The organism is Ignavibacterium sp. (genome assembly GCF_025998815.1).
In the GTDB taxonomy this organism is placed as follows: domain Bacteria; phylum Bacteroidota; class Ignavibacteria; order Ignavibacteriales; family Ignavibacteriaceae; genus Ignavibacterium.
Window position 1 is genome coordinate 1653964 of the sequence record NZ_AP026678.1, and the last position, 12057, is coordinate 1666020.

Here is a 12057-nt window from a genome sequence, read left to right on the forward strand (position 1 = left end):
AAATATGTCATTTCAGAAAGATTCAATTTTAATAGATGCAAAAGCTGAAGCAGAAAGAATTATTAAAGAACTTCGCGAAATCGTTGCTAAAAAAATTCATAAAAGAGGAGCGGTTGTTGGTGTAAGCGGTGGAATTGATTCCTCAGTTGTTCTGGCATTATGCGCTAATGCTTTTGGTCCTGAAAAAGTTCTTGCTTTGATGATGCCTGATAAAGATTCAAGTCCTGACAGTTTGAATCTTGCAAAAAAACTCGTAGAAAAATTCAATGTTCCGTACATAGTTGAAGATATAACTGAAGCAGTAAAAGGTTTCGGTGCTTATAAAAGAAGAGATGAAGCGGTTAAAAAAGTTTTTCCTGAATATGACGAATCATATAAAATGAAAATTGTTCTGCCTAAAGATGATGAAGCAAAAGGGAAATTAAATGTTTATTATGTTACAATTATCTCACCGAACGGAGAAGAAAAAACTGCTCGACTGCCATTAGCAGAGTATCTGCAAATCGTAGCAGCTTCAAACTTTAAGCAAAGAAGCAGAACAAATTTTCTTTATTATCATGCTGAAGCAAGAAATTATGCTGTGATTGGAACAGGAAATAAGAATGAGCACGAGCAAGGATTTTTTGTTAAGTATGGTGACGGTGGTGCTGATATAAAACCAATTGCTCATTTATTTAAAACACAGGTTTATCAGCTTGCGGAATACCTTGGAGTTCCGGAAGAGATTCAGAAAAGAACACCAACTACTGATACATACAGTGCAGAACAAACTCAGGAAGAATTTTTCTTCAGACTTCCCTACTCTGTGCTTGACAGAATCTGGTTTGGTTGGGAAAAAGGATTTTCAAGTAAAGAAATTGCTGAGGCACTTAATCTTTCTGAAGCACAAGTTGATGTTGTAATAAATGATATCAGGCAGAAAATAAAAACTACTGAATATCTTAGAATGGAACCGATTTCTTTAGGTTAATAAAATCTTTGTTATAAAATTTTGTTTCTTTCGCTGGTAATATTCTGTCGCTCCGAACGAAGTGAGTGGTCTTTGTTCAGATAAAAAATTTTCGTTGAACTTACTCTGACAATTTCTAATTTCTTGAGTTATTTCAAATTCAGACTGATATAAAACAAATTTTTGATTTAATCTAAAACATCAAATTTATTTTTTCGTAATCGTACTTACCGGTTGATTTCGTTGGAATATTATCAGTTTGTTTAACATAAACTGTGGAAGGATTGAGCTTATAAGTTTCACAAACTTTTTGTTTAACCTTATTATCAAGTTCATCAGCAGTTTGAACTAAGATTTTTAGTTTCTCATCTTCTCCTGTGCAAGCTGCTGCAATGTTAAAATGATTTTCAATCATTTTCTGCACCTCATCAAGATTGATTCTTAAACCGAACATTTTAATAAATCTTTTCATCCTGCCGGTTACATAAAAGAATCTGTCTTCATCAAAGTAACCCAAATCACCTGTGTGTAATGTAAAATTTAATTCGTTACCCTTACTCAAATCATTTAGTGATTCGGCATAACCGAGCATAACATTTTCACCTTCATAAACAATTTCACCAACCTGATGTGGTTCTGTTATTTCATTTCCATCTTTCATCAGACTTAATTTTCCACCAGGAATTGAAATACCAATTGAGCCAATTTTATATTTTAACTTTTCATAAGGAACATAACTTATTCTTGCTGTAGCTTCCGTTTGTCCGTACATAACGAAGAATCTAATATTTTTTCTTTCGGCATATTCGTAAAAATATTTTATCATTTCTTCGTTCAGTTTTCCACCAGCTTGTGTCATAGTTTTAAGTGAAGGTAAATCCAGTTTGTCAAAGCCAGTTCGTTTAAGCATCTGGTAAGTATAAGGAACTCCTGCAAATGAAGTGCATTCATGTTGTTTGAATGTATTCCAGAAATCTTTGAAGAAAACCGTTTTTTCAGTCAGAACAATTGTGGCACCTTTTAGCAAATGACTGTTTATGACAGATAATCCATAAGAATAATTGAATGGCAAAGTTGTAATGGGTTTTTCATTTTCATCTATCTCAAGGTATTGTGCAATTGATTCTGCATTTGATTGAATATTATCAGCACTTAATCGCACAAGTTTTGGCGAACCGGTTGTTCCTGAAGTTGACAACAAAACTTTTAATGACGGATGAAGTTTGACTTCGGACATGTTGGTTCTGAAAAGACAATTCTCTAAAATTCCTACTGATCTTTGTTCATATCCCTCGACTTCTTCACTTTGGTTTATGATTACACTTGGTTTATAAATTTCAATAAGATTTTTTCTTATTTCAGAATTCAATTTATCATCAAGAAGTAAAACCGCATCACCTGATTTAAGAATTGCCAGATAAGAAATTAAAGATTTTATTGAGTTATTAGTGAAAAGAAAAAAAAGTTTTTTTTCTTCCGAGATAAATTTCTCAGAGATTTCATCAGTTATTTTATCAAGCTCACCGTAAGTAATTGATTTTCCGGAATCAGCTTCAATCAGTGAAGTTTTATTTCCAAAGTCACCAAACGTTTCCCAAAAATAATTTTTCATATTGATTTCAGATTTTTTTTAGTCGGGAATATAAAAGAAAATTAAACAGCAGCCATATAAATGCACCTGCAATTCTGAATATTTCTTCAATGTTATCATTATCCGGAATAATTAATAATTTTCCATCACTAAGCAAATCTATTATCACCGCTGTTGCGAGCAAAAATATAGAAGTTATAAATAGCAAAAACTCCTTGGTTTTTAGTTCTGCTCTGTGCTTTGTAAATAAAATTATGAAAGGTATCGCCCCAAGTATATAAGTAATTGTGTTTGGTATATTAAACAAACTTCTAAGTAAGTGATGTAGTTTGAAAGTTACAATAAATAATAAAACCAAATGCACAAGTAAAATTTTGCTCAGAAATTTCCGATAATTATTAGAGGAACTTCTTAATATCAATAAAACCGGAAATACTGCCGCTAAAAGGAATAAAATTGTCTTGATATAATCTATATTCAAAGTATCTGCAGGATTATTTAACCAATAAAACTAACTGATGTTTTTAGTATTTTTATGTGTAACAAAAATAATAAAAGTCAGCTGCACTAATCTGATAAAATGTTGAGAATTTGATGGATATAAATTTATTAACTTCTGAAAGAATTTTTGAATTCCTTGCTGAAAACGCCAGCGATTTAATCTATATCTACAGACTTGTACCTGAACCTAAATTTGAATATGTCAGTCCTTCTGCAACAAGAATTACAGGATACACTCCGGAAGAACATTACGCAGATCCGCAACTTGGGTTAAAGCTTGTCCATCCTGATGACTTACCAATTCTGCAAGCTTTTCTTGAAAAGAATATAATCACAGAACCAATTATTCTTAGATGGAAGAAAAAAGACGGAACAATAATCTGGACAGAGCAAATCAACACACCAATTTATGATTCCGAAGGAAATCTAATAGCTATTCAGGGAATTGCACGAGACATAACAAAAAGAAAACTTGACGAAGAAAAACTGATTGAAAGTGAGTCTCTTTACAAATATCTTTTTGAACACAATCCTTTACCAATGTGGGTTTATGATTTAGATACATTAAAATTTTTGGCTGTTAATAATGCAGCTATTAATAAATACGGTTATTCGAGAGAAGAATTTTTATCAATGACAATAAAGGATATCAGACCTGATGACGAAATCCCTGCTCTGATGAAAAATATAGCTGAAGTAAAAGATGATCTTCAAAAGTCGCGACCATGGAAACATAAACTCAAAGACGGAAGAATAATTTACACTGAAATATCATCACACGGACTTAATTATGAAGGACATAATGCAAGACTTGTACTTGCAAATGATATTACAGAACAATTTTTAGCTGAAGAGAAAATCAGAAGATTGACCCGTGTTTATGCAGTACTTAGTGAGGTTAATCAAACAATAGTAAGAGTCCACGATAAGAAAAAATTATTTCAGGATATCTGCAATATTGCTGTTGATATCGGAAAATTTAAAATGACCTGGATTTCTGTTCTTGATGAAGAAACACTTCAGATCAAATCAGCAGCTTCAGCAGGAACATCTGAAGATTTCCTGAATAACATTAGTATCAGTCTTTCAGAATTAAATTCAAGTAGTGAGCCGATTGGTGTGGCATTCAGAGAAAATCATTATGTGATAATTAATGATTTTCAGAATGAAAAAAGTGTTGCTCAGTGGATGTTGCTTGCACAAAAATATGGTTTCAAATCTTCAGCAATTTTTCCAATCATAGTTTTTGGTAAAACTATAGCCACATTCAATTTATATTCTGATATCAAAGACTTCTTTGATGAAGACGAAATCAAATTGCTTGATGAGTTATCAAAAGATATTTCCTTCGCAATCGAATATCTGGAAACAGAATCTGAGAGAGAAAAAATAAGATCTGAACTTGAATATCAATCTAATCTTCTTTCGAATGTTAATGATGCAATTATTGCAACGGACAAAAATCTTAGAATTACTTATTGGAATGAAGCTGCAGAACAGATTTATGGAATAAAAAGAAATGAAGCTATTGGTAAAACAACAAGAGATGTTTTACATACACAGTATCTTGAGCTTGGCCGGGATGATATATTAAAAAAATTATCTATTGAAGGAAAGTACTCAACAAGAGTAATTCAGTATCATAAATCCGGTAGAAAAATTTATGTTGATGCGAAGGGTTTTGCTGTAAAGGATAAAAGTGGAAATCTGATTGGTTATGCAAGCATAAATCGTGATATAACCGTAAGCTATGAAGCAGAAATGCTTTTAAGAGAAAGTGAAGAAAAATTCAGAGCATTGGCTGAATCAACTCCGGCAGCAATTTTTATCTATCAGGGTGAATATTTCCAGTATCTTAATCCTGCAGCAGAAAACCTTACAGGTTATAAGTTAAATGAAATTTATGGTATGAAATTTTTTGAACTTGTTCATCCTGATCACAGAGAAATGGTTAAGGAAAGAGGCATTCGTAGACAATTAGGTGAAGAAATTGAAAACAGATATGTTTTCAAAATAATCAGAAAAAATGGTGAAGCACGCTGGGTTGATTTTGGTGCAGAGATAATTGAATACAAAGGCAAACCTGCTGCTATCGGAACAGCTTACGATATTACAGACAGAATTATTTTTGAAGAATCGCTGAAAGAAAGTGAAGAGAAATACCGATTGCTTGTTGAAAATCAGACTGACCTTGTAGTTAAGGTTGATTTAGAAGGAAGATTTCTTTTCGTAAGCGAATCGTACTGTAAAACATTTGGTAAATCTCAGGAAGAATTACTGAATAATAAATTTCTTCCGCTCGTGCATCCCGATGACCGTGAGAGCACATTGAAAGAAATGGAAAAACTTTACTCTCATCCTTATTCCTGTTACATTGAGCAAAGAGCACTCACTGCAAAAGGATGGAAATGGTTCAACTGGGCAGATACAATGGTATTTGATGAAAATGGAAAACCTATTGCAATCATTGGTGTTGGAAGAGATATAACAGAGAAGAAAATAGCAGAAATAGCTTTGAGAGAAAGTCAGGAAGAATTAAAACGTTCCGAAGAGATGCTGCGATCATTAACACAAAAATTGCAGGACATTCGTGAAGAAGAAAGAACAAGAATTGCAATGGAACTTCACGATGAACTCGGACAGGTTCTTACAGCAATAAAGATTGATCTGAATTCTCTGATTAAAAAACCTCCATACAAAAAAGAAATTCCTCAAAAGGTTGCTCCAATTATTTCATTAGTTGAAGACACAATAAACACAGTAAGAAAAATTTCGTCAGAATTAAGACCTGTAATTCTTGATCGTCTTGGTTTGCTTGCTGCAATTGAATGGCAGATTGATGAAGTAAGAAAAAGATTAGGAATAAAAACTCAAACAAATCTTCCCGAAGAAATTACCGGATTAACTAAAGAGCAGGAAGTTGCAATATTCAGAACATTCCAGGAAATAACTACAAACATTTCAAGGCATTCAAAAGCAACTGAAATTGCGGTAAGCATAACAACCGATGAAGAAAAACTTATGATGATTGTTCGTGATAATGGCATTGGTTTTACACCTGAATCAATTTCAAAAAAAGGCGGACTCGGCTTACTCGGTATGAAGGAAAGAATTAAGTCTGTCGGAGGTTTTATGGAAATAAATAGTAAAATAAATTTCGGCACAGAAATAAAAATTTTTATTCCACTCAAATAAATTTTGAAGGAGTTAAAAATTGAAAATCCAAAAAAAGTTTAATGTACTTCTTGCAGACGACCACAAAATTGTAAGACACGGACTAAAAAAAATTCTGGAGGATGAATTTTCTGAAGCTTATGTTGGTGAAGCTTCAAGAGATAACGAAATATTTGAGCAATTGCAGAAATCTAAATGGGATTTGATTATACTTGATATAAGTATGCCGGGTAAAAGCGGTCTCGAGATTTTGAAAGATATAAAAGCCACGCATCCTGAATTACCGGTACTTATTCTAAGTATGTATCCTGAGGAACAATTTGCTCTCAGAGTAATGAAATCCGGAGCTGCAGGTTACATTCGAAAAGACAGCGCACCTGAAGAACTTGTTGATGCTGTGAAAGATATTCTTGAAGGAAAGAAATACATCTCTCCAACTGTGATGGACCTTCTCTCTGATGTAGTGAAAAAAGATAAAAGTCTTGAACTAAGCGAACTGCTTTCCGACAGAGAATATGAAATTTTTATGTTGATAGCGCAAGGCAAAACAGTTTCAGAAATTGCAGAGATACTTTCTTTGAGTGTTAAAACTGTCAGCACCCACCGGACCCACATCCTTGAAAAGACAAGACTAAAGAATAACGCAGATATTGTTATGTATGCGGTGAGGAATAATCTTTTGCAATGATGAATAAACTACTTTCTGAAATAACTTTTTATCTCAGTCAGTAATTCATTTCTTTGAATTGGTTTTGGAATAAAACCATCGAAACCTTCCGCTATAAATTTATTTTTATCTTCATCAAAAGTAAATGCAGTCAGAGCAACAATCGGAACTGTTTTATACTCATCCCGCATTTTCATTTTTTTCATCACCTCAATTCCGCTTTCACCATTTTTCAGACTTATATCCATCAATACCAAATCATATAAATATTTTTCTGATAGCTCGAACGCCTGATGAGAATCAAATGCAATGTCAGTATTGATTACACTTTTTAAATAATGTCTTAAAACTTCTGCATTCAACTGATTATCTTCTACAATTAAAATTCTCTTTCCTTCAAGATTTGAATGACCGTTATTATTTCCATTCTTCTTTTCTTTCTGTTCAGGAAAATCAAATGGAATGTGTACTGAAAACTTAGATCCGATTCCCGTTTCGCTTTCAACTGAAATTTTTCCACCCAACAACTCAATCATTTTTTTTGTTAATGTAAGTCCTAATCCTGTGCCCTGATATGATCTTGCTAATCCTTCACTTCCCTGCCTGAACGCTTCAAAAATTGTTTCAAGCTTTTCCGGTTCAATTCCAATTCCTGTATCCGAAACATCTAGCACTAACCAGTTTTCATCTTCTTTTATATCAAATCTTAAACTTAAAGTAACACTACCCTGATTAGTATATTTAAAAGCATTATCAAGCAATTGATATAAAATTTTCTTTAGCAAAAATTCGTCTGACTTGATTGTAATGTCCTGATCAGGTTCAATTACTTCAAACTGTAAATTCTTTTCCTGCGCAATTGAGAAAAACTTGTGCTGAACGGTTTTAAGTAATTCAAAAATGCTTACTTCGTTATGAATCAATTTTCTTGAATCTGATTGTAAATCCGAAAGCTCTATTATCGAATCAAGTGTATTAAGAAGCCGATTACTTGCACACAAAATTTTATCAGCAAGTTCATCAATTACTTCTTTCGAAGTTTCTTCTTTCAGAATTTGCGTAAAACCAAGAACAGCATTTAATGGAGTTCTGATTTCGTGATTGATATTTCCCAGAAGATAATTCTTGAAGTTTATACTTTCTTTTGCTTTCTGATAAGCATTTTGTAACTCAAGTTCCAAAAGTTTTTTATCAGTGATATCTTCGGCAATTCCAAATATTTGCTTTGAAGCTCCGGAAGTATCGGTAATAATTTTCGTTCGCAAGCTGATCCATCTTAAAGAATCATCAGGTCTGACAATTCTGAATTCAGTTTTAATGTTTGGGTCTTTCGTTCTAATGTATTCGCGAACTAACTGAAAGACCTTCGGACGATCTTCTTCATAAACTGAATTAAACCAAATCTTTTGATTTTCTAAAGCCAATGTTCTGTCAATTCCCCAAATTTTATTGAAACCTTCACTCAGATAAGCAAGTTTAGGTTTTCTTCCGCTTAAATCAAGATTGAAGAAAACTATATCTAGATTATTAACAATCTGTTTTAATTGAATTTCTTTTGCTTTTAATTCAAGTTGTGCATCAACAGTTTCCGTAACATCTCTTATAGTTTCAATCACTCTTTCAACTTCACCATTTTCATTTTTGAAGGGCGAAAAGAGAATGTCAACATATTTCACAATCCCGTTTTCGTTAGTAAGCTGATGTCTTACCTGCCTGGACTTTCCGGTTTTAAAGACTTCCTGCATTGGACATTCTTCACCATAAAAATTACACGGCTTGTCAAATCCATGCGAAACCGCATAACATTTTGCTCCTAAAACCTCTTCAGTTTTTTTACCGCTAATTTTAAGTTTACTATTATTTACATCAACTACATTGTAATTTTTATCAATCACCACTATGTCTTCATACATACAATGAAGAAGTGTTTTAAGATATTCCTGATTTTCAGATGATTCGGTTATTTGTTTCTCCTGCTCCTTAGTCGTAGTTGTAAGTTCATTTATCTTTGCAGCAACATCGGCAACAAGTTCTTTCAGAAGTGAAAATACTTCTTCAGGAATGTTACTGATATCTGTAATCAGAATGTTAAGGTATGCAAATTCTGTTTGATCATATCGGATTGAAGTGGAAAATATCGCAGCAGAATTTTTATCAGGGAAATAAGTTTTGATGATATTAAAACATCTGTCATTATTTTCTGAAGAAATATTATGAATTCCGTTTTTGTTTCTGTCAGCTTTAAATGATGTACATTCTGTAAAATGTTGAATTATTAATCTCTTGTCGTGCTTTTCAAAGTAACCTTCTCTTGCAAAACATAGCTTGTTATCTTTTAGTATCGAATCCACCGGTTCAATCCAGACGAAAACAAATTCTTTTTCGTTTGCAAGAAGTTTGCATAAAGAATCAAGCATCTGACAAGGATTATCAGAACTTGAGATGATTCTGTATGCTTTCTGAACTACCGATGCAAAAGAATATTGTGACATTTATTAGTTAGTGATTTTATGTCTCTCTTTATTTCCAATTAAATGCCAGAAATTTTCCGAGCAAGTTTTTCATTAGTGTTGAATTTCATAACAATTTATATGACGAAATATCATAATTGATATCTATAGCTTTGAAAATCATAAGTGTTATATCAACAAGACTTTTTACGGCAAGAAAATTTTTCAAAAGTGTAAAAAATTTTTTCAGCGATTTGGGACTATCAATGAAAGACAGGAAGAGTAAAAAAGAAAGTAGTCCCTTCACCCACTTTACTATCAACCCAAATTCTACCACCATGTTTTTTTATAAAATCACGGCAAAGAATAATTCCGAGTCCGGAACCTTTTTCATTTTCAGTGCCCGGAGTAGTAAAGCTTTTATCAAGTTCAAAAAGATTTTTCAGATTTTCTTCATCAATACCAACACCATTATCTTTTACAGACACAATAATCTCTTCGCCTTTTTGTTCTGATGAAACTTCTATTTTACCACCTGTTCTGGTAAACTTAATTGCGTTTGAAATCAGATTATTGAGAACAGAATAAATCATATTATCATCTGCATAAGCAATATGATTTACATCTGTCGAATTTAGAAGTTGAATTTCTTTATGCTGTGCATTCGATTTGAGTAGTTGAAAAATATTTTCAACGATGGAATAAATTTTAACATCTGAAGGGTTAAATTGAATTTTACCAGTTTGTAATCGTGACCACTCAAGTAAGTTTGATAATAGCTTAATCGTTTGTCGTGAAATGTCCACAATGTTTTTTGAATATTCCTTTATTTCCGAAAGCTCAAGTTCATCAATATCTTCTGAAAGAATTTCTGCGTAACCAATCAAACCAATTAAAGGTGTTCTGAGATCATGAGCAATAATTGAAAAGAATTTATCCTTTGAAGCATTTGCCTGCTTAAGGTCTTCAGTTACTTTTCTTAATTGTGCTTCGGCTTCTTTCTGTGGTGTAACATCGCGCAAAAGCATTAATGCCTGATTATCAGAATTAACAACTATTCTTGCTTCGTAAAAAATTTCTTTATCCTCAGATATAACTGAAAACTCGACTGAGCTTAATTGATTTGTTTGAAGCGTATGTTTAATTGCTTCGGATAATTTTTCAGAAACAGCTTTCGGAAAAACTGAAGTTATTTTTCTCCCGATCAGCAAAGCAGGATTTTTAAAAAAACTTGAGTGTGAATTGAATTTACTATCGAGCAAAGAGCCATCTGAAGAAACTATAAATAAAATATCCGGCAAAGCTTTAAGTATCTGAAAATCTCTTGTCTGACAACTTTTAATTAATTGTTCAACAATTTTTTTATCTGTCTGATCTTCAATTATACAGTCAAAATAATCCGGGAAACCGGAACCATTGTAAACCGGACTTACAAACTCCTTGAAAAAAACTACTTTACCATTTTTATTAAGCCATTCTGTTTCAAGATAATTATTTTTTATTTCCTGATTAATGTATTTAAAGTATTTGTGTGTATTAAAGTTATTGCGGAACGATTCACTCTGATTATATAACTCAATAAGTTCAGTAAAAGATTCAAGTGATAAGAATTTGAGAATTGTCCCGTTAGCTAAAACAGGAATTCCTTCGGAAGTAATACGAATCATTCCTAATGAAGGATGATTTAATAAAGATTCAAGCAGATTGTTTTGATTGTTGTTTAATATTTCTTTTTCGAGTTCCATAACTATCCAATTAAACTACAGCTAAAAGACAAGTTAAATGCCATAGAAATATTTTATGTCTTGAATTCTCTAGTAAAAATTTGTTTATAAAAGAATGAGCAAATAAAGATTTCTGTTGATATGTAAACACTGATTCCTGACTTACACTTCTATTCCTGTTGAATAGTAAACAATTGGCTATAATTAGAAATATAATCTTTTGAAAATGAACAAGGTCGGTTATGTTGATTTGAAAGTGAAATTGTCTAATGATTTTTTTCGCAGGTTTCTTTTACAAATGAAGAAAAAATTACTTTAAGGTAAGGTATGAAACATTAAGTTACTGAATATGATTGACCACGATTTTATTAATCTTAATCAGTTGCTCATCAGTATTGAGGTTTTCAATCACACTGAGGTTATTCTTTCCGGCTAACTTATCAGAGAACTGAATCATATTTCTGTAAATCATTGATAAGCTTATCGCAAGCCCGGTTTCAATACCTTCGAGCAATTCATAATAAAAAGTGGAGCTTATTTCTTTTTCGTCAGCGTATTCATACGATGGAATCCGATATAACAATTTATTAACTGGTTCATACAATTTTTCTTCATCCGTGCTTTCAACTTTCACATAATTGAACAAAACATCTATACTGTAAAGTGATTTATTATGCTTAAATGGAAATTCATTCTGAACTTTAAAATTCAAATTCTTTACAGAAGGTTCTTTCAAATTTATAATTGTTGAGTAACTGATGTCGTTCGCAATTATTTCAACTTCCAGTTCATCGGTAGAGATGTGATTGATTTTTTTTAGTCGCCATTTCAATTGAGACAAAAACAAAAGTGCGGCAGAAAAAGTGATTGTATCAGAAAAGTTCTCTTTTTTAGTCAGATGATTAATATGCGAATCTTTCTTCGAGGATTTGATTTCATTCCTTGAATTCGGATTAAGAGTAATATTTTCTATTTTATTCAACATGACTGTATTACCTCGA

The 12057-nt window shown here is 32.3% G+C and carries 8 protein-coding genes; 3 read left to right on the forward strand and 5 right to left on the reverse strand.

The window, feature by feature from the left end; translation table 11 throughout:
- Nucleotides 1–4: 4 nt before the first annotated feature.
- Nucleotides 5–970 carry an NAD(+) synthase gene (nadE, locus tag Q0X14_RS07085; RefSeq protein WP_297844396.1) on the forward strand — a complete coding sequence of 322 codons (966 nt, stop codon included), beginning with the start codon at nucleotides 5–7 and terminating at the stop codon, nucleotides 968–970.
- A gap of 172 nt (nucleotides 971–1142) precedes the next feature.
- Here nadE and Q0X14_RS07090 read toward each other — a convergent pair whose 3' ends face one another.
- Nucleotides 1143–2561 carry an AMP-binding protein gene (locus tag Q0X14_RS07090; RefSeq protein ID WP_297844399.1) on the reverse strand — a complete coding sequence of 473 codons (1419 nt, stop codon included), beginning with the start codon at nucleotides 2559–2561 and terminating at the stop codon, nucleotides 1143–1145.
- A gap of 7 nt (nucleotides 2562–2568) precedes the next feature.
- The gene (locus Q0X14_RS07095; RefSeq protein ID WP_297844401.1) at nucleotides 2569–3021 is read right to left on the reverse strand and encodes a hypothetical protein; all 453 of its coding nucleotides are present in this window, start codon (nucleotides 3019–3021) and stop codon (nucleotides 2569–2571) included.
- Nucleotides 3022–3134: 113 nt separating this feature from the next.
- On the opposite strand from Q0X14_RS07095, the gene Q0X14_RS07100 reads away from it, so the two are divergent.
- Together Q0X14_RS07100 and Q0X14_RS07105 are read left to right on the forward strand one after the other, a co-directional pair.
- The gene (locus Q0X14_RS07100) at nucleotides 3135–6236 is read left to right on the forward strand and encodes a PAS domain S-box protein (RefSeq protein WP_297844404.1); all 3102 of its coding nucleotides are present in this window, start codon (nucleotides 3135–3137) and stop codon (nucleotides 6234–6236) included.
- A gap of 19 nt (nucleotides 6237–6255) precedes the next feature.
- A complete protein-coding gene (locus tag Q0X14_RS07105) occupies nucleotides 6256–6903 on the forward strand; it encodes a response regulator transcription factor (RefSeq protein WP_297844407.1) in 648 nt (215 codons plus the stop codon).
- 8 nt (nucleotides 6904–6911) lie between these two features.
- On the opposite strand, the gene Q0X14_RS07110 is transcribed toward Q0X14_RS07105, so the two are convergent.
- From Q0X14_RS07110 to Q0X14_RS07120, 3 genes are all read right to left on the reverse strand, one after another.
- Nucleotides 6912–9374, reverse strand: a complete 2463-nt coding sequence (locus Q0X14_RS07110) for an ATP-binding protein (RefSeq protein ID WP_297844410.1) — start codon at nucleotides 9372–9374, stop codon at nucleotides 6912–6914.
- A gap of 221 nt (nucleotides 9375–9595) precedes the next feature.
- Nucleotides 9596–11077 (reverse strand): ATP-binding protein, encoded by a 1482-nt coding sequence (locus Q0X14_RS07115; protein WP_297844413.1) that lies wholly within the window; start codon nucleotides 11075–11077, stop codon nucleotides 9596–9598.
- Between the two features lie 319 nt (nucleotides 11078–11396).
- Nucleotides 11397–12041 carry a hypothetical protein gene (locus Q0X14_RS07120; protein WP_297844416.1) on the reverse strand — a complete coding sequence of 215 codons (645 nt, stop codon included), beginning with the start codon at nucleotides 12039–12041 and terminating at the stop codon, nucleotides 11397–11399.
- Nucleotides 12042–12057 lie beyond the last annotated feature (16 nt).

Bases quoted from the DNA above. Each gene is read 5' to 3' on its own strand.
- Q0X14_RS07090 (WP_297844399.1), bottom strand. From the start codon at position 2,561: ATGAAAAATTATTTTTGGGAAACGTTTGGTGACTTTGGAAATAAAACT.
- Q0X14_RS07110 (WP_297844410.1), bottom strand. From the start codon at position 9,374: ATGTCACAATATTCTTTTGCATCGGTAGTTCAGAAAGCATACAGAATC.
- Q0X14_RS07120 (WP_297844416.1), bottom strand. From the start codon at position 12,041: ATGTTGAATAAAATAGAAAATATTACTCTTAATCCGAATTCAAGGAAT.
- Q0X14_RS07100 (WP_297844404.1), top strand. From the start codon at position 3,135: ATGGATATAAATTTATTAACTTCTGAAAGAATTTTTGAATTCCTTGCT.
- Q0X14_RS07115 (WP_297844413.1), bottom strand. From the start codon at position 11,077: ATGGAACTCGAAAAAGAAATATTAAACAACAATCAAAACAATCTGCTT.
- nadE (WP_297844396.1), top strand. From the start codon at position 5: ATGTCATTTCAGAAAGATTCAATTTTAATAGATGCAAAAGCTGAAGCA.